Source organism: Paenibacillus sp. FSL M7-1414, assembly GCF_038003195.1.
GTDB classification, from domain to species: Bacteria; Bacillota; Bacilli; order Paenibacillales; family Paenibacillaceae; genus Paenibacillus; species Paenibacillus amylolyticus.
Window position 1 is genome coordinate 4,896,900 of sequence record NZ_JBBOOS010000001.1, and the last position, 17,875, is coordinate 4,914,774.

Below are 17,875 nucleotides of genomic sequence, written 5' to 3' on the forward strand. Positions count from 1 at the left end.
TCAGGAAGATTACTTGTTTTCACTTTGATCCGCAGGAGCAGATTCGGACAGATACGTCCAGCTTTCCTTTTGGACCACCAATCCGTCTTTCATCAATTTGCCCAAGGCACGCTTGAAAGCAGACTTACTGATGCCAAAGCGTTGCTTGATGATATCCGGCGGAGTTGCATCCGAGTATGGCATGCCGCCCATAGGACGCTCTTTCATAAAGGCGAGCAGCTTGTCTGCATCTTCGTTACGTCCAACTTGTTTGAGTTGAGTCATGGCCAGATTCACACGTCCGTCTTCACGTACCAGTGTCACCCGACATTTAACTTTTTCACCAAGACGCAGCATATGACTACGTTCGGATGAATGAATCATACCAATCGCGCCAAAGCCCAGTACACCGCCCTCTACAAGTACAAAAGTACCCATCTGCAGTGGCTTGTATACCGTCGCTTCAACCCACTCGTTTAACCATGAAGTTGGCGCATGGAAAGACAATGGTGAAAGCTCACGTTCCCCGGCCAATTTGGCACGCAAACGTCCTTGCTTGTCATGTTCCATGATTACAAAGACTTCATCCCCCACTTGAGGACGCAGTTCTTCCAATTCAGGCAATTCACGAATAGGAAGCAGCAATTGCCGTCCAAGGCCCATTTCCAGGAAACAGCCCAGTCGTGGGTGAACATCAGCCACAACCAGTCGTGCCATTTCGCCAAGCATGAGATAAGGCTTTTTCATCGTTACGGCCAGACGATCTTCTGTATCAAAGAATACAAATACCTCAAGCGTCTCACCAATTTTAATATCCCGTGTTAACTCGGTGTAGTGAAGCAGTACATCTTCCGATCCTGTCGTCAAAAAGAAGCCAAACGGAGACACTTCACGTGAAACCGGCAAAGAGACGACTGTTCCAGCAATCAAACTCATACAGTTTCCACCACTTTGGCATCAGACCATAGTCGTTCAATGTTGTAGTATTCGCGCTCGTCACGGTGGAAGATATGAACAACAACATCGCCCATGTCCATCAATATCCAACGTGCGGAATCCATACCTTCAATACCTTTGATCGTCGCTCCGGCTGCATGAGCCTGTTTGCGAATTTCAGTGGCAATGGCTTGTACCTGTGTATCGGAATTCCCGTGACAAATAACAAAATAATCTGCCACCAGGGAAACATTAATCAGATCCAACGCTACAATGTTGGATGCCTTTTTGTCGTCAGCGGCAGCAACCGCCATATTCATAAGTTCTTTCGATGATACTGTCATGAACCAACCTCCATAATCTATAATTGTGCAATTAAGTCATTCCGCGACAGCATGGTCAAAGGATAAATGACACGTCGTTGCGAGATCAGCAAGCTGATCGTCGAATCGAATCCGGCAATTAAACCTTCCTCCAGACTACATTCAGCCTGTTCGCGAATGTGATCCACTCCCGGGAAATCTCGTCCCGGTTCAATGTAATCGGCAAGACATACCACTTTGTCCAGCAAGCTCATGCCTACCCGACCCGAGGTATGCCACCGGATGGCATTAATAACTTCGGAATCTTCCACACCGTAATCACGCATGGCTACAAAAGCACCGACTTCGGAATGCCAGAGTTGCTTGTCATGCTGCAGAAGTTCCTGGTTTAATCCGTTATCACGAATGACCGCTTCCATCTCCGCTACGGGCCAGTACTTCGCCACATCATGCAATATCGCTGCCAGATCTGCTTTCACAGGATCAGCACCGTATTTTTCAGCCAACATCACTGACGATTCCATTACACCCAGTGTATGCTTCCAGCGTTTTTCCGGCATTTGTCCGGATACGGCTTGAATCAGTTCATCACGGCTTAGTGCCATATAAACCGCTCCTTACAATGTATTGGTGCACTTCATCAGGAATCATGAAGCGTACCGAATGACCTTTGGCCAGACGTCTGCGTACGGCTGTCGATGAAATATCGACCAAGGGCATCTCGGCCAGCAGGACCCGATCCTGTAACTCGTCTGGTAAATCATCCAGATGTAACTGGAAGCCCGGCCGACCAACTCCGATAAAGGTTAAGCGTTCTGCAAGCTCTTCAATCTGCTCCCATTTGGGGAGATAGTTCACCATATCCGCCCCGATAATGAAATAAAATTCATGTTCAGGATGGCGACGCCACAGTTCCTTCATCGTATCGATGGTATAAGACACTCCGCCCAATTCCATCTCGATACCCAGCACCTCATATTGCTGCACACCCTTCACAGCCGCTTCCGTCATATCGAGACGTTGCTGTCCCGAAGCTCCGGCTCCGCGTTTGTGAGGTGGAACATGGGAAGGCATGAACCAGATCTCATCCAGTGCATGTGAATCCCTTGCCGCTTCAGCTGCCAGGAGGTGTCCCATGTGGATCGGATCAAACGTACCACCCATGATGCCGATCTTCACCTGCGTCACGCTCCCTTATCTAGGTAGTTCGATTTGTTTGTTATCGCGAGATTCTTTGTACAGGATGATTGTGTTACCGATGAGTTGTACAAGCTCACTTCCCGTTTCACGGGCAACTTCTTCTGCCATCTCTTTTCTGTCCTCGTCATTGTTGTTCAACACTTGCACTTTCATCAATTCGCGCTTCTCAATCGCATCTTCGATGTGACGGAACAGGTGCTCGTTGGTTCCACCTTTACCAATCTGAAATACAGGGGTCAGGTGATGTGCCTGTGACCGCAAAAAGCGCTTTTGTTTACCGTTTAACATGAATACTCCATACTCCTTATGTTGAGCAGACCCTGATCGACAGCGCAAAAACTGTCCGGACCTGACCATTCAATTATTATTTTCACACTTCAAAACTGTTTAGCACTGCTCGTCTCATCGTCTCCACTGGAGCCGGAATGCCGAGCCAATGCTCAAAAGCCACTGCACCCTGGTATACAAACATACCCAAACCACCGTGCACCGTGCATCCTCGCATCCGCGACTCCCGAAGCAGGCGAGTTTCCAGCGGATTATAGATCAGATCACTCACAGCTGCGCCTTCACGAATTAGTGCGGGATCAACCGGCACGTCATCAACATGAGGATGCATTCCAGCAGCCGTTGTGTTAATCACGATATCAGCCGTAGCCAGTACCGTTGCAGCGTCTTCCATGCCACTGCCCGAGATTTCTCCCAAGCCATGGCCTCGTAAATCCGAAGCAAGTGCAATAGCCCTGTCCGCTGTACGGTTCAGAATGTGGATCCGTTCAGGCTTCTCCAGTGCAAGTGCATATATGACACCTCTCGCTGCTCCACCTGCTCCTAGTACAGCAATACGTTTACCCGCAAGCTCAGGCACAGCCTCTTCCTTCAGCGATCGGACATAACCAATACCATCCGTATTGTACCCTGTCAGTGTTCCACCTTCATTGACGATGGTATTCACCGCACCAATCAGGCGAGCACTTTCATCGATCACATCCAGATACTGCATCACCTGCTCTTTGTGCGGGATGGTGACATTAACACCACGATAGCCCAGTGCCACAATTCCCCGAACTGCCGCTTCCAGTTGATCCGGATGAACATGCAGTGGCATATACATTCCATTCACTCCTGCAGCCAGCAGAGCCGCATTGTGCATTGCCGGAGACTTGGAATGAGCAATAGGATCACCCATAACACCAAGCAACACGGGAAGTGAAGAGTTGAATTTGTTCTGCTCAGACATAGGTCCGCCTCCGATCCATCTGATGTACAGCTTCTGAGATTACTAGATCAAGGATGGGCGGATCTGTACACGAATGCCTTTTGGAGCATGTACAGCAACAAGCGCTCCAATATCGCCATTTACCTTAATCCAGCCCAGACCCGAGATGAATACATCCGATTGACTGCCGCGTTTGATGCGGAATTCATGTCTGGTCCATTCAGCCATCTCTGCTGCATCCTCACGGGTTGGCGGAGACAACAATTCTCCCAGATGGTCGCGGTACAGATCATCTGCACGCTCCAGCTTCGTCCGGTGAATATCAAGCGCAGTGCTGATAAAACAAGTGAACGACTGGCGATCACCTTCCACAAAGTCAAATCGAGCCATGCCGCCGAAGAACAGCGTCTGACCGGAATTCAACTGATACACAGCCGGTTTAAGCGGTTTTTCCGGCATGATGGCAGCGAGATCCTTACGTGAAACAATCTCGCTGAAACGCCATGGATACACGATTCCAGGCGTATCAATGATATATTTTCCATCATCCAACGGAATGTTCACCATATCCAGCGTTGTTCCCGGATAACGGGATGTGGTCAGTTCCTGCTCCAGATCACTGTAATCACGAATCAGACGGTTAATCAGTGTGGATTTGCCCACATTGGTACCGCCTACCACGTACACGTCACGATCTTCGCGATACGTTCCTACAAGCTCAAGCAGTCGGTCGAAGCCCTGATTTTGCTTTGCACTGCACAAGACTACATCGACGGTACGCAAACCTTGTTCTTTGGCTTGCTTCTGTACCCAGTTGCGAACCTTGTTCCAGTTGGTGACTTTCGGAAGCAAGTCCGTTTTGTTCACAGCAAGCAATACCGGATTGTTGCCTACAAAACGTTGCAGACCAGAGATAATACTGCCATCAAAGTCAAACAAATCAACGATATGGATGACAAGTGCATCCTTATCCCCGATTTTGCTAAGCAGCGCCAGGAATTCGTCCTGATCCACCGTAACGGATGATGACTCATTGTAGTTTTTGATACGGAAACAGCGTTGGCATATAACCGGTTCACGATCCAATGCCTTCTCGGGGATAAACCCTGGTAATTCCGAATTTTCTGTTTGCAGATGCACGCCGCATCCGCTGCACCTTACGGCAAGGTTGCCGTTATGCGGTTCTGTCATTTCTTCTTTTCCTCCTCAAGCCATAAGCCTTTCTTGCGTAAACTCGTTAGAGCAATCCGTTCCACGCGTCGATTGAAGCGGGTCATAAAACCTTCGTCCCCAATGGAGATTGGCAGTACCAGAACGGTATATAACCCCATTCGGTTCCCTCCATAAACGTCCGTAAGCATCTGATCACCTACTACAATCGTTTTTTCAGGAGATAACTCCATCATTTTCATTGCTCTACGAAACGGTACATTCGATGGTTTGCGTGCACTATGCACAAACTGGATATCCAGCGGGGTCGCAAACAGGGATACACGATTCAAATTGTTATTGGACACAATCATTAGCTTGAAACCTGCCTCTTTCACACGTGCAAACCATTCAATCAGTTCGGGCGTAGCGTCAGGGGCTTTGGCTCCAACGAGTGTGTTATCCAGATCAGTTATAATTCCACGGTAGCCTTGAGCGTACAGCTCTTCCAGATTAATGTCAAAAACCGTGTCTACACGCAGCTTGGGCATTAACATTTTAAACAAAGAAGTCACCTCAGTTTCATACGACACACTATATCACAAATCCGTCTTTCCTGAAAATGCATACAGCGCCTGATGGCATAGGAAAAAAGGAAAAACGGGACGGGCAACAACTATGCCCGTTCCGCTTTCAGTTCCTTCCGCAGCTTCAAGGCGGTCTGATAGACGCCCTTCCAGTCGTCGGCAGTTACGGACGCCGGACTGTAACGAGTCTGTTCAAACTTCGTGAGAAGCTCATAAAATATTGCTTCTGCAGCAGGTTTTGCCTGGCTCCAGCGGGCTACCGATTCACGAAGTGTCTCGTCTCCGCTCCGGGTCAACCCTTTGCGTTTCACATACTGAATCCAACGCTCGGTCTCTGCCACTACCTTCTGTTCAGGGGTGAGCGGTCCACCTGTCCGTAGACGAAGCAGGAAGAATCGCATGGAGAAACGATTACGCCAGAACATGTATGCTACCCACAATACTATAATGGCTCCTGCAGCCCAGATAACAAAAGTTGGGATGGCAGACGAAGTCTGCTCAGGTGCAGGGGTCTGCTCTTCCTCTTGTACCGGCTCCTCTTCTGGCTCTTCTTCAGGCTCATCTACAGGTTGTACATCAGGCTGTTCCGTCAGCAGCGGCATATCAAAGCCCGGCGTTGCTTCAACAGGAATCCAGCCATACTCACCAAAATAAACCTCTGCCCAGGAGTGTGCATCTGCATTGGTAACGGTGTAGGTCGTCTCAATCTCCGCACCAGGTTGACGTGGGGCCTGCATGTCCGAATTCAGGGACAATTGTCCAGGCGCATAACCTTTAACCCACCTTGCAGGAATGCCCTCCGAGCGCGCCATCATCACCAGCGCAGTGGAGAAATAGTCACAGTAGCCTTCCATAATATCAAACAGGAAACCTTCCACAAAGTCGCTGCTTACTTTTCGAGATAAATCCGGATTGTTCGTGTATTCAAAATTAGTTTGTAAATAGTTTTGCAGTAATGCCACTTTTTCATACGGAGTATTGGCAGATGCCGTTATCTCGGCTGCCAGATTCGACACCCGGTCAGGGAAACGGGATGGTAACTGCAAGTACATATCATCTGCCGGATTACTGTTATACAGATCTTCAAATGACTTCGTACGAAGCTCATCTTCCACAATCACAGGGGCTTCCGATACGATAGTATACGTCTTGGGATACTGTGGTTGCTGACGGTCTGTCACCACATGCAGTTCAGCCTGTTCAGCATTCCACAACATCCGTTCCGTTCTGTCCTCACCATTAATCGAGCTCACTTCCGAGATCGAATAAGCACCAAAGAGAATGGGATAGACATTATCATTCAGCATCGTTACGTTCTGAGTTACTTGTTTGGTATTCACATTACCGGATTCTTGGTTCTCCAGAGGCTGTCCGGCTTCAACATTCTCTGTCGCACCCCGTCCACGGTCATCCCAGCCTGTGCCTGTATACTCTGCACGTGTCTCACCACGCCAGTAACTGCGCTCATTGGTCGTGACAGACATGACAGGGGTATAGTCGAAGTTGAATCCTCCACCAAGCTGATTGTCTTCCCTGCTGTATCCCGATTCGGTAGCCGCGGGAATATCAAGGTTTCCGTTACCAGCCTGACTTGTGGAAGTTCCGGTATAGTTACGCCACGCAGTATATGGGTCCGTCAAGGTGGGTGGGATCTCCGGCATATTAACGCTGGCTACAATAATCAAAGAAAAGATAATGGCAATATTGGCCAGGACTTTATAAGGATACCGGATGATTCGTTTCCAACCTTGTGGATACTGTAGCTGATAGTTACGGAAATGCTGACATACGAGCCATCCCATCCCCGCAAACATCACCCACGCGATTTCAATCCAGAGTGGAATCTGAGTGAAAGAATCGAGAATCCCCATCGAAATGATGTTAACACCCAGAAAAACAAGAATACGACGTGTTGTGGTCACGAGTCGAAGTGCAGCTTCAAGCATCACCCATGCACACAGGGAGAACCAGATGTACGGCGTCATGTGTAATATGAATTGTTCCGCTCGGTCCGTTAAAGAGCCATAAGGGATGTACACCGTATAATCAATCAGCGTTTTATGCAAAATGTAACCAACAACGACCGCCTTGATGATCGCCCGATACATCGTTTTGAAGGGCAGAATGACCTCCAGCACACTGACCGCTGCAAGTGTCCATAACACCAGAGAAGTTGTCTCCGTGTACCACGATTCCTGCGTAAATGAAATCCACTGCATTCCAATCAGGAAAATCCAGAGCAATGACGCTGCATGATACCAGGATCGTTTGCCTGCAATACTTTCATTTCCTTTTGTACTCATACAGAACCTCCCCCCATCACCGTTGGAAGCTCCTGCAAGTGAGAAACAGTGAATGACCTCGTGCCTCTTCCACGCAACATGGCATTCCACTCGGCACTCCGGCGGGATTCACTGGTATCGATCAGAATATGACATGGCGTCATGCCCCGCGTATCGGCCCAGCGCAACAGCTCCATTATTTTTTCATCCTTCTGGGGAGAAATCACGACAAAGTAAGCTCCCTGAGGCAGTTGACGTGCGATTCTTTCCACGCCGGGCAACAGATGGGTATCCTGACCGTTGTATTGAATATCCACCAGATGATGCATCATCTTCTGTCGTTCCATCAGACTTTCACTGGGGGCCATGAAGGATGTCTCGTCGGACAATGTCAACAATCCCATCCCCATTCGTTCCCTGACACCATACTCCAGCAGAGAGGCAGCCGTGGAAACGGCAATTTCGAATGCATCCCCATGTTCATAACTTGATGCCAGCGCATCCAAAACCAGAATGGTTTTGGGCACAGACTCATGTTCAAACTCCTTGGACTTCCAGTTCCCTGTCTTTGCCGTTGCATTCCAGTGAATGCGGGAAAGTCGATCTCCGTATACGTAGTCACGTACACCATTGATCTGAGTGGTCTCTCTCCGTGAACGGGTTAACGCCGTCTGAGGACCGGATAACCGTGATTTGCGGTCGTAGAGCTGCCAATATGGAATAAATACCGTTCTTGGCAGTACGCGAAACTCACCTTTGGCCTTAAACTTTCCCCGATGTTCAATCAGTCCAAATATGTCCTCGCTGGCACATTCCGTTTCTGAAAAAACATACTTTCCCCGCTCAAGTGGCGGTGTCTGAAAAGACAACTCGCCATTACCTCGCATATTGGGAATCAAACTTTCCTTGAACGACCACGATTCTCCGTTATGCCGATGCAGCATTTCACGCACAACAACATAGGGAAGCGGGAGGAATCCCGGAATCGTCAGACTCAGCTGTACTTGAACCTGGTCACCCGCATGCAGCAATTCTTCGTGGTCTGGACCAGAAGATAACCTACGAACTCCCTGAGCACGTCTTACTCCGCTAAAACCAGCAATGGCAAGATACACACAGAGCAGGGTCACCATCGACAGCAACATAAGGGATGTCTTCCCGCCCTGAAACAAAACATAAGCCAGACAGCACATCCACACCATTGCGATGCTCCATACGCGTGGGTGGCGTAACCCTCTATTGACTGTTCTCAAAAGCGGCTTCATGAACTATTGCCCCATGGAGACGGGCACGCGTACTTGCTGGAGTACGGCATTCAAAACGGCCTCGGAACTCATACTGTCCAGTCTCGATTCGGGACGAAGCACAATACGATGAGAGATCACATAAGGGGCCATCGTTTTCACATCATCCGGAAGCACATAATCACGTTCCTGCAAGAAAGCAAAGGCTTTTACGGCCATCATGAACGATATGGCTGCCCGTGGGCTGGCACCCAGCAATACAGATGGGTGGGAGCGGGTTTGACGAACAACATCCAGCAAATAGTCCATAACCGGATCACCGATAAAGACCTCTTTAATCTCCTGCTGGATTGCCGAGATCTGGTCCATATGAGTCACGGATTCAAGACGATCTACAGGCTGACCGAGCTGATGCTGTTTCAATAGGATTTTCTCAATTTCCTTATCGGGATAACCTAGACTTATTTTCAACATAAACCGGTCGAGTTGGGCTTCCGGCAATGTATACGTACCTTCAAAATCAATCGGATTCTGAGTTGCACAGAGCATGAATGGATGTGGCAGATCATACGTATCGCCATCAACGGTTACGCTGCGCTCCTCCATAACTTCGAGCAGAGCCGATTGGGTTTTTGTTGTGGCACGGTTAATCTCATCAGCCAGCAAAATGTTGGTCATCACAGGACCTGGTCGGAAATAAAAACGCTCATCCTTCGGATGGAACACAGATACGCCCGTAATATCACTAGGTAAAATATCAGGATTACATTGAATACGCCGGTACTCACCGCGCATGGATTTCGATAATGCCTTGATCAACTGCGTTTTGCCAGTTCCCGGTACGTCTTCAATCAGAACGTGCCCGCCTGCAAGCAAAGCTGTAAGTAAAAGTTGAATTTCAAAGGATTTCCCCATAATACAGGATTCCAGATTCGAACGAACTGCGGATATGATTTGGATCGACTCTTTGCGCACAGGCATGTGGTCTAACCTCCTAAAAAAGCATACAGATTTCCTTTTATTGTACATGATCCAGAGTCACGAGTACACTCGAAGGAACTCACAATTTGTTTCCAGCCCGTCAGATTCACCGCAGTTCTCGCATGAATACGACAAAAAGCCCCGGATAGAAGTTATCCGAAGCCTCTGCTGAACCGCAATATGTTCAAGTAGATTTCTTATTCTATGTTAGCCTTTTGGTCTAACCACCAATGCCGCGAGAAAAGAAAAGATAATCGCTGACGAAATCCCAGCCGCGGTCAGATCGAAAATCCCCGTAATGACACCAAGCCATCCCTCTTTCTCCAGCTCCGTCAATGCTCCGTGCACCAAGGAATTGCCGAAACTTGTAATGGGGATTGAAGCTCCCGCACCTGCAAATTTAACCAAGGGGTCGTACAAGCCAAATGCATCAGCAACCGCCCCTGCCACAACAAGTGTACTCATGGTATGTGCCGGTGTTAGTTTGACACCATCCATTAGAAGCTGCCCCACAACACAGATCAAACCGCCAACGATAAATGCCCACAAGAACTGCATGACTTTTATCCCTCCTTTTCTATAGCTACCGCATGTGCAATACAGGGAATACTTTCACCCTGCTGGTACGAGAGCGGAGATAACAGCGCCCCGGTAGCAACAACGAGCACCCGTTTAAGATCACCCTTCTGCATCCGGTTCAAAATGTGACCATAGGTGACGGTGGCAGAACATCCGCAGCCACTTCCCCCGGCAACAACATAAGGCTGTTTCTCCCGATCATAGATCATCAGGCCGCAGTCATTAAAAACCGTCTGTTCCATGGGAATGCCTTCTTTTTGCAGGAGTTCTTTCGTAATCGGCAGACCGACGGAAGCCAGATCCCCGGTCACAATGAGATCATAATAGCCGGGTTCCAATCCTGTATCCCTGAAATGGGAGATTATAGTGTCGGCTGCTGCTGGCGCCATGGCTGAACCCATATTAAAGGGATCTTTGATACCCAAATCCATAATGCGTCCAATAGTGGCTTTGGTAACAACGGGACCAACACCAGTACGGGAGACCACACCACACCCTGATCCTGTGACGGTATATTGCGCATAAGGCGGCTTCTGGGAGCCATACTCCGTCGGATACCGAAATTGTTTTTCCACCGTACAGTTGTGGCTCACCGTTCCTGCAAGGACATAATCTCCAGCTCCGGAGTCAACAATCATGGACGCTAACGCTAACGTTTCCATGGAAGTTGAACAGGCTCCAAAGACACCCAGGTAAGGCACACCCAGTTTTCGCGCTGAAAAGGAACTGCTGATAATCTGGTTCATCAGATCTCCACCAACAAAAAAGTGAAGCTCTTCCTTGGTGATATTTGCATTTACCAAAGCCAGTTGGGAGGCCTGTTCGAGCAATTTGCGTTCTCCCTTTTCCCACGTTTTCTCGCCGATCTCGAGGTTGTCATAGACATAATCGAAATCAGATGACAGTGGACCCTCGCCTTCTTCTGGTCCTACAACTGCGGCTTTACCGATGATCCGCGGACGATTCTCAAACTGCCATGTCTGGCGACCCAATCGTTTCATAGATGTCCACCTCCAAATCCCAAAAAGGCGTAAACGATCCCTACGACAAATGCTGCCACGACACCAAACACGATAACGGAACCAGCAAGTTTAAACATGTTGGCCCCTACACCGAGCACCAGTCCTTCAGCACGATGTTCCAGTGCAGCAGAACACATGGAATTGGCAAAGCCGGTAACCGGCACAGCAGTTCCTGCTCCTGCCCATTGAGCCATTTTATCGTAAACGCCGAGACAGGTTAGAATAACCGATATGAGAATCATGACCGCCACCGTAGGACTGGAAGCTTCCTTCGATGTCATGTCGAAACCGGCCATAAAAGCCTCTTGAATGGCCTGTCCAATCAAACAGACGGTACCCCCAACCAGAAATGCTTTGAGGCAATTTTTCAGGATTGGACGAGGCGGCTCATGTTTTTTTGCGACTTTTTTGTACTCCTTTTCATCCATGGACAGGGACGACGATTTTTTTTCGCTTCCGGATGCAGATTGAGCTGGCAAGATACAAGACCTCCTCTATGTGAAATGGTTCAAAGCTACGGCTGAATGCCAATGTGTGTAATCCTATATTCATTGTTTGTTAATAATCAGAAGGTTATGTATCCGGCGACAGACAGCATATGTTTCCAACAAGATCATGTTGTGGAAGCAGGATGGGAATACGCCGGTGCTGAGGACGTTTAGATACGTTCTATAAATAAAGAAGAACAATCACGAGCAAGATAAAAAGAACGATAAACAGTACTTTTTCCGTGCCCTCTTCTGGAGGCTTCATTGGATATATAGCTCCTTCCTAATAAACAGACCAACAAATATTGAACAAAAAGAACATCACAAAATGATGACATCTCCTCCATATATTCATATTCATTGAAGTGGCATCAGGGTTACGACTATAGCGGATAGAGTCATGAAAATTGGAAAGGTAAGCGCCCAAAACATGCCTTAAATACGTGACATAAACATGGACAATCACTTGCGCAAGGTTCATACTGTAATGTGACCAGTGGTTAAATAACAAGTCCTCAGCATATTAAAGTGCATGTTCAAAAAGATAAAAGACTTTATGAACTACATTTAAAGGACAACAGGCGGGTAGCCGTTCTACTGTGACCTGATTTACATACCAACAGAGGAGTTGTTGACACATGAATGAAAAAACGATGGATATGTTTCGTACGTTGACGGAATTTCCTTCCGCATCCGGTTTTGAACGTGAGCTTCGCGGCTGGATGAAAGATAAGCTTTCCGCTTATACCGATGAGTTCGTCCAGGATCGCCTGGGGAGTCTATTTGGTGTATTACGCGGGGAGGAATCCGGTCCCAAAGTTATGGTAGCCGGACACTTTGACGAAGTGGGTTTCATGACTACTGGCATTACCGAAACAGGTATGATCAAGTTCCGTCCACTGGGTGGATGGTGGAGTCAGGCTGTACTGTCTCAACGATTGGAAATCATCACACCTGATCGTCGGATTACCGGAGTTGTAGGTTCTACACCTGCACACTTGCTGGACGAGTCCCAGCGGAATAAACCTGTGGATCTGAATTCCATGTATCTCGATATTGGAGCAGACAACCGTGCGGAAGCAGAATCCTGGGGCATTCATCCAGGGATGCAGATCGTGCCGATCTGTGAATTTACGCCTATGGCGAACCCGAAAAAAATTATGGCCAAAGCGTGGGATAATCGTTACGGCGTAGGACTTGCACTTGAACTGGTTGAAGCGCTGCACAAGGAAAAACTGCCTAACACGCTTTATGCTGGTGCAACGGTTCAGGAAGAACTGGGGCTTCGCGGTGCACGTACGGCGGCCAATCTGATTCAGCCTGATATCTTCTTTGCACTGGACTGTAGCGCGGCAAATGATATGACAGGTGACAAACAGTCATTTGGACATATTGGAGAAGGCGCATTGCTTCGTATTTTTGACCCGGGTATGTTCACCCATCGCGGAATGGTGGAATATGTTCAAGATACGGCTTCATCCAATCAGGTTAAAATGCAGTATTTCATCTCACCAGGTGGTACCGATGCAGGTCAAGTTCACCTGAGTGGCATTGGTGTACCATCAATAGTTGTTGGTATCTGCGCACGTTATATCCATACCTCATCTTCCATCATTCATACGGATGACTACGATGCAGCCAAAGAACTGATCGTGAAGCTGGTCAAAGGTCTTGATCGGACAACGATGAATACCATAATTAATAACGCGTAAAAGTTGACAAGAGACCTCCTAACCATCGGGAGGTCTCTTTTTTATATTCACAACGATATCAGTTAGACACGTAGATTAATAGGCCGAACATTATAGGGAATTACACATAAGATACAATAACGGAAGATGGAATTAAACACCAAACAGCGGGGGACCTGTTATGGCAGTGAGAAGGAATGGAAAATCGAATAAAGGTTCCAAAAAAACAAATGCCGCAAACACCCTTCTCAATGGCAACCTTAAAGGAAGAAATCTGGAACTTATCGTTGCAGCATTACTGGTAAGTGGGAAGTTAAGAGTGGATGCGGTCACGTTGTTTCGAGAAGCTACACTGGTCGTTGAACTGGTTGGGCAGTATAAATCGCTACAAAATATTACACCATCGAATCAAGACAAACTGGTGCAATTCCTCGATGAGATCGGTGGCGATATGACGTTGAATGACGTTATACGGGCTTTCCAACAGAGAATCAATTCCTAAACGCCAAGAAATGAGGTAGAAGTGATGTCTGACTTTGACGGAAATGGGTTCGCTGAACTACTGATCATTGTCATTCTTGTTGTTTTATTTGTATTTGGTTCTTCCGATATTGACGACCTGACTGATTCTCCTTCTCAATCCTGAATTGGCTAAGTTATTACGATCCATTCATATGAAATGCATTCCTGTAAACGCCAGCCCACAATATGCGGGCTGGCGTTTTTGGATGGCTATAGAAATAGCGGTGAGAATGCAATCCAGGCCAAAATAAGAGTAAGCACAATGCAGACATTCTCTACAACGGCACCACGCTTGGTCCCTGTACTCATCAGATTCACCCGTATGCGCCACTTGAGCGGTGGTAACGGACGAATACCCCGATTGGTTAGTGAATCAGCCAACAGATGCATCGCATATGCCGTGCCTCCCGCTACCCAGATCTCCGGGCCCTGCTGCTGGGTCGTGCTGTACAACAAGCCAGCCCATATTGCGGTTCCGTACAGAGTATGTGTCAGTCCCCTATGAGTCAGTGTGGTGCAGAGCATTAACAAACTGCCTGCAATCAAGTTCCACGGTGCGAACGCGTGACCATAGAAAACCAGCCCAAGTCCAATCGCAAACATCAACACTTTGCGAAGCGAACGCGAAGGCAGGAATGACACGAGCGCTATGAGGATCGCAAGCAACAGGTTCCATGGTTTGGCATGAACATAGAAGTACACAAATACAGCTGTGGGCAACAGAATCGTCTGTAACAACCTGATCAGACTGTTAGGCAAGGCTCTGGATACCAGCAGCGAATTTGGCTCATCAATGTCAGGCAATAACGAACCAATCAGAGCAACCGTAACGGCCGGCGCAGTCACTGGCATACCGGCCAACTGCAGAACAGAAAGCGACACGCCTGTCCCGATAATAAGGTGGGATCTTCCCATCATGATGCAAAAACGTCCTTTCGAAGAAATCGGGAACAATACGGCCCAGTTCCGATTTTACAACGAAAACAAAATAAGAACAATAGTTCGCATTTCTTATTTGTATGAAAATAAATATAACTTTCTGTGATGGGGCTCACACTATTATATTTATGACTCTTCTATCTTTATTAGTGAATTAAATCACATAAACTATCTTCAACTACTTGTATAATTTCAAATATAAACCACTAAAATTGTTGGTAATGTACAGCGTCTATCCAAGGAGGCATACACACATGAACGGAAAAAAAGAGAAACTCGTTATCATAGGTAACGGAATGGCAGGAATTAGTACCGTTGAGCAAATTTTAAAATTAACTACGCGATTTGATATTACCGTTTTTGGCACAGAGCCCTATCCTAACTACAACCGCATTATGTTGTCTTATGTACTGGAAGGAAGCAAAACACTGGACGATATCGTGCTGAACGACCTTCACTGGTATGAAGATTACGGCATTACGCTGCACACAGGCACAACGGTTACACGAATCGATGCCGAGACACACGAAGTTGTGACTGAAGATGGAACTCGCGTTCCTTATGACAAAATCATCATTGCGACTGGCTCCAACTCCTTTATTCTCCCCGTACCAGGACATGACAAAGAGGGTGTTGTCGGTTTCCGTGATATCGCCGATTGTAATGTCATGCTGGAAGCTGCTAAGCAGTATAAAAGAGCGGCCGTTATCGGGGGCGGACTGCTAGGCCTTGAAGCTGCCAAAGGGTTGGTACAACTTGGCATGGAAGTTACCGTAGTGCATCTGATGGAAGATCTGATGGAGCGTCAGCTTGATCCGCAAGCTTCAGCCATGTTGAAGGCAGAACTCGAACGTCAGGGTATCCGCTTCAAAATGGGTGCGCAGACTTCCGAACTGCTGGGCGGCGAACGCGTTGAAGGGATACGTTTTGCAGATGATACGGTTCTGAATGTTGATTTTGTGGTCATGGCTGTAGGCATTAAACCCAATACGGCTGTAGCCCGTGAAAGCGGTATGGAAGTGAACCGGGGTATTGTCGTGAATGACTATATGCAGACTTCACTTGAGAATGTGTACTCGGTCGGGGAATGTACAGAGCACCGCGGGGTATGTTACGGCCTCGTTGCCCCATTGTTCGAGCAAGGTATGATTCTGGCGAAACATATCTGTGGTGTGGAGACCGCTCCTTATGAAGGTTCAGTTGTATCCACGAAATTGAAAATTTCGGGTGTGGACGTGTTTTCAACTGGTGAATTCATCAACAGCCCAGAGCACACCGTCATTTCGCACAAAGATGACTGGAAACGGACTTACAAAAAAATTCTGCTTCGTGATAATAAAATGGTTGGCGCCGTTCTCTTCGGTGACATTACGGATTCTGCCGAATTGCAGAAACTGATTAAAAATCAAACCGTAATGACCGAGGAATTGTATGGTTCACTCATGGGTACAGGCTGCGGCGGTCATAAGAAAGCAACCTCTGTTGAAACGATGCCCGAGGACGAGATCGTCTGTGGATGTAACGGGGTAACCAAAGGAACCATTGTTGATGTCATTACAAACCAGGGCCTTACCACTGTTGATGAAATCAAAGCCTGTACCGGTGCAACACGCTCTTGTGGTGGGTGTAAACCGGTTGTTGAACAGATTCTGCAATATGTACTTGGAGACAGTTTCAGTACTGGAGCCAAACAGGGTATCTGCGGATGTACTTCCATGGGACGGGATGAGATCGTAGCCGAGATTCGTGAAAAAGGATTACAAACGACCAAAGAGGTCATGAATGTACTGGGTTGGAGTCAGCCAGAAGGTTGTTCCAAATGTCGTCCGGCGATCAACTATTACCTTGGCATGATTGCACCAGACACACACGAAGATGAGAAAGAATCCCGTTTTGTTAACGAACGGATGAACGCGAATATTCAAAAAGATGGAACGTATACGGTTGTACCTCGGATGTACGGCGGGGTGACTACACCAGCGGACCTCAAACGTATCGCTGACGTTTCAGTCAAATATGATGTAAAAGCAGTCAAAGTGACTGGCGGTCAGCGTCTCGATTTGATTGGTGTTAAAAAAGAAGATCTGACCAAAGTCTGGGCTGAACTGGATATGCCTTCAGGTTATGCATACGCCAAATCGCTGCGTACGGTCAAAACATGTGTCGGCTCCCAATTCTGCCGATTCGGTACACAGGATTCCATGGCCATGGGCGCTCGCATCGAACGTAAATTCGAACGTCTGGATCTGCCAGCCAAGTTTAAATATGCCGTCAACGGTTGTCCGCGAAACTGTGCAGAGGCATGTACCAAAGATATCGGTATCGTTGGTAACGACGGAGGCTGGGAAATCTTCATCGGTGGTAACGGCGGTATTAAAGCAAGACTGGCTGATTCCTTATGCAAAGTGAAAACGGATGAAGAGTTGATTGAACTGTGCGGAGCCATCATGCAATATTACCGCGAGACAGGTAACTATCTGGAACGGACGTCCGAGTGGGTGGAACGCATGGGTCTGGAGCATATCCGTTCGGTTGTTGTGGATAACCTTGAGGAACGTAAAGCGTTGATGCAGCGGATTGAATTTGCACTTGAGCATGTTGAAGAACCTTGGCAAAAAGCGATTCGCAATGAAGAAGGCCAAAGTAAAATGTTCCATGGCATCGAAGTATCAGCTCGTCCATAAGTAAGCTTGCAGATTAATACTGCCGGAATGTTAAATATAGATAAGGAGTG

General features: G+C 47.7%; 18 protein-coding genes. 3 read left to right on the forward strand and 15 right to left on the reverse strand.

The window, feature by feature from the left end; genetic code table 11:
• Window positions 1-9: 9 nt before the first annotated feature.
• The 14 genes from MHH92_RS21325 to spoVAC form a co-directional block, all read right to left on the reverse strand.
• On the reverse strand, window positions 10-915 hold the full coding sequence (locus MHH92_RS21325; RefSeq protein ID WP_036668546.1) for a CvfB family protein: 906 nt from the start codon (window positions 913-915) through the stop codon (window positions 10-12).
• Window positions 912-1,259, reverse strand: coding sequence for a ribosome silencing factor (gene rsfS / locus MHH92_RS21330; protein WP_340906123.1), 348 nt, complete (start codon window positions 1,257-1,259; stop codon window positions 912-914). The genes MHH92_RS21325 and rsfS overlap by 4 nt, the downstream gene beginning before the upstream one ends.
• 17 nt (window positions 1,260-1,276) lie before the next feature.
• Window positions 1,277-1,843, reverse strand: coding sequence for a bis(5'-nucleosyl)-tetraphosphatase (symmetrical) YqeK (gene yqeK / locus MHH92_RS21335; RefSeq protein ID WP_340906124.1), 567 nt, complete (start codon window positions 1,841-1,843; stop codon window positions 1,277-1,279).
• Complete coding sequence (locus MHH92_RS21340; protein ID WP_074095918.1) at window positions 1,827-2,417, reverse strand: nicotinate-nucleotide adenylyltransferase; 591 nt, start codon at window positions 2,415-2,417, stop codon at window positions 1,827-1,829. The genes yqeK and MHH92_RS21340 overlap by 17 nt, the downstream gene beginning before the upstream one ends.
• A 15-nt stretch (window positions 2,418-2,432) precedes the next feature.
• Entirely contained in the window at window positions 2,433-2,726 is a 294-nt protein-coding gene (yhbY, locus tag MHH92_RS21345; protein WP_017687186.1) for a ribosome assembly RNA-binding protein YhbY, read from the reverse strand.
• 82 nt (window positions 2,727-2,808) lie between these two features.
• Complete coding sequence (aroE, locus tag MHH92_RS21350) at window positions 2,809-3,678, reverse strand: shikimate dehydrogenase (protein WP_340906129.1); 870 nt, start codon at window positions 3,676-3,678, stop codon at window positions 2,809-2,811.
• Window positions 3,679-3,720: 42 nt separating this feature from the next.
• On the reverse strand, window positions 3,721-4,848 hold the full coding sequence (gene yqeH / locus MHH92_RS21355) for a ribosome biogenesis GTPase YqeH (protein WP_017687184.1): 1,128 nt from the start codon (window positions 4,846-4,848) through the stop codon (window positions 3,721-3,723).
• The gene (locus tag MHH92_RS21360; RefSeq protein WP_036668542.1) at window positions 4,845-5,372 is read right to left on the reverse strand and encodes a YqeG family HAD IIIA-type phosphatase; all 528 of its coding nucleotides are present in this window, start codon (window positions 5,370-5,372) and stop codon (window positions 4,845-4,847) included. The genes yqeH and MHH92_RS21360 overlap by 4 nt, the downstream gene beginning before the upstream one ends.
• A 110-nt stretch (window positions 5,373-5,482) precedes the next feature.
• Entirely contained in the window at window positions 5,483-7,696 is a 2,214-nt protein-coding gene (locus MHH92_RS21365) for a DUF4129 domain-containing transglutaminase family protein (RefSeq protein WP_340906134.1), read from the reverse strand.
• Complete coding sequence (locus tag MHH92_RS21370; RefSeq protein ID WP_445744679.1) at window positions 7,693-8,940, reverse strand: DUF58 domain-containing protein; 1,248 nt, start codon at window positions 8,938-8,940, stop codon at window positions 7,693-7,695. The genes MHH92_RS21365 and MHH92_RS21370 overlap by 4 nt, the downstream gene beginning before the upstream one ends.
• A gap of 3 nt (window positions 8,941-8,943) precedes the next feature.
• Window positions 8,944-9,900, reverse strand: a complete 957-nt coding sequence (locus tag MHH92_RS21375) for an AAA family ATPase (protein WP_036615157.1) — start codon at window positions 9,898-9,900, stop codon at window positions 8,944-8,946.
• Between the two features lie 207 nt (window positions 9,901-10,107).
• Window positions 10,108-10,458 (reverse strand): stage V sporulation protein AE, encoded by a 351-nt coding sequence (spoVAE, locus tag MHH92_RS21380; protein WP_307416681.1) that lies wholly within the window; start codon window positions 10,456-10,458, stop codon window positions 10,108-10,110.
• 5 nt (window positions 10,459-10,463) lie between these two features.
• On the reverse strand, window positions 10,464-11,480 hold the full coding sequence (spoVAD, locus tag MHH92_RS21385; RefSeq protein WP_340906138.1) for a stage V sporulation protein AD: 1,017 nt from the start codon (window positions 11,478-11,480) through the stop codon (window positions 10,464-10,466).
• Complete coding sequence (gene spoVAC, locus MHH92_RS21390; protein WP_036615164.1) at window positions 11,477-11,980, reverse strand: stage V sporulation protein AC; 504 nt, start codon at window positions 11,978-11,980, stop codon at window positions 11,477-11,479. The genes spoVAD and spoVAC overlap by 4 nt, the downstream gene beginning before the upstream one ends.
• Before the next feature lie 647 nt (window positions 11,981-12,627).
• Here spoVAC and MHH92_RS21395 point away from each other — a divergent pair.
• Both MHH92_RS21395 and MHH92_RS21400 read left to right on the forward strand, forming a co-directional pair.
• A complete protein-coding gene (locus tag MHH92_RS21395) occupies window positions 12,628-13,701 on the forward strand; it encodes a M42 family metallopeptidase (protein WP_100527006.1) in 1,074 nt (357 codons plus the stop codon).
• Between the two features lie 160 nt (window positions 13,702-13,861).
• Window positions 13,862-14,182 carry a hypothetical protein gene (locus MHH92_RS21400; RefSeq protein ID WP_036615167.1) on the forward strand — a complete coding sequence of 107 codons (321 nt, stop codon included), beginning with the start codon at window positions 13,862-13,864 and terminating at the stop codon, window positions 14,180-14,182.
• Window positions 14,183-14,412: 230 nt separating this feature from the next.
• Here MHH92_RS21400 and MHH92_RS21405 read toward each other — a convergent pair whose 3' ends face one another.
• Complete coding sequence (locus tag MHH92_RS21405) at window positions 14,413-15,120, reverse strand: metal-dependent hydrolase (RefSeq protein ID WP_036615169.1); 708 nt, start codon at window positions 15,118-15,120, stop codon at window positions 14,413-14,415.
• Window positions 15,121-15,395: 275 nt separating this feature from the next.
• Between MHH92_RS21405 and nirB the strand changes: the two genes are divergently transcribed.
• Window positions 15,396-17,825: a nitrite reductase large subunit NirB gene (gene nirB, locus MHH92_RS21410; protein WP_340906141.1), complete on the forward strand. Its 2,430-nt coding sequence runs from the start codon at window positions 15,396-15,398 to the stop codon at window positions 17,823-17,825.
• Window positions 17,826-17,875 lie beyond the last annotated feature (50 nt).

Excerpts from the sequence above, each read along its gene's own strand:
- MHH92_RS21325 (WP_036668546.1), bottom strand. The coding sequence starts at position 915 with ATGAGTTTGATTGCTGGAACAGTCGTCTCTTTGCCGGTTTCACGTGAA.
- rsfS (WP_340906123.1), bottom strand. The coding sequence starts at position 1,259 with ATGACAGTATCATCGAAAGAACTTATGAATATGGCGGTTGCTGCCGCT.
- yqeK (WP_340906124.1), bottom strand. The coding sequence starts at position 1,843 with ATGGCACTAAGCCGTGATGAACTGATTCAAGCCGTATCCGGACAAATG.
- yhbY (WP_017687186.1), bottom strand. The coding sequence starts at position 2,726 with ATGTTAAACGGTAAACAAAAGCGCTTTTTGCGGTCACAGGCACATCAC.
- aroE (WP_340906129.1), bottom strand. The coding sequence starts at position 3,678 with ATGTCTGAGCAGAACAAATTCAACTCTTCACTTCCCGTGTTGCTTGGT.
- yqeH (WP_017687184.1), bottom strand. The coding sequence starts at position 4,848 with ATGACAGAACCGCATAACGGCAACCTTGCCGTAAGGTGCAGCGGATGC.
- MHH92_RS21365 (WP_340906134.1), bottom strand. The coding sequence starts at position 7,696 with ATGAGTACAAAAGGAAATGAAAGTATTGCAGGCAAACGATCCTGGTAT.
- MHH92_RS21370 (WP_445744679.1), bottom strand. The coding sequence starts at position 8,940 with ATGAAGCCGCTTTTGAGAACAGTCAATAGAGGGTTACGCCACCCACGC.
- MHH92_RS21375 (WP_036615157.1), bottom strand. The coding sequence starts at position 9,900 with ATGCCTGTGCGCAAAGAGTCGATCCAAATCATATCCGCAGTTCGTTCG.
- spoVAE (WP_307416681.1), bottom strand. The coding sequence starts at position 10,458 with ATGCAGTTCTTGTGGGCATTTATCGTTGGCGGTTTGATCTGTGTTGTG.
- spoVAD (WP_340906138.1), bottom strand. The coding sequence starts at position 11,480 with ATGAAACGATTGGGTCGCCAGACATGGCAGTTTGAGAATCGTCCGCGG.
- MHH92_RS21395 (WP_100527006.1), top strand. The coding sequence starts at position 12,628 with ATGAATGAAAAAACGATGGATATGTTTCGTACGTTGACGGAATTTCCT.
- MHH92_RS21400 (WP_036615167.1), top strand. The coding sequence starts at position 13,862 with ATGGCAGTGAGAAGGAATGGAAAATCGAATAAAGGTTCCAAAAAAACA.
- MHH92_RS21405 (WP_036615169.1), bottom strand. The coding sequence starts at position 15,120 with ATGATGGGAAGATCCCACCTTATTATCGGGACAGGCGTGTCGCTTTCT.
- nirB (WP_340906141.1), top strand. The coding sequence starts at position 15,396 with ATGAACGGAAAAAAAGAGAAACTCGTTATCATAGGTAACGGAATGGCA.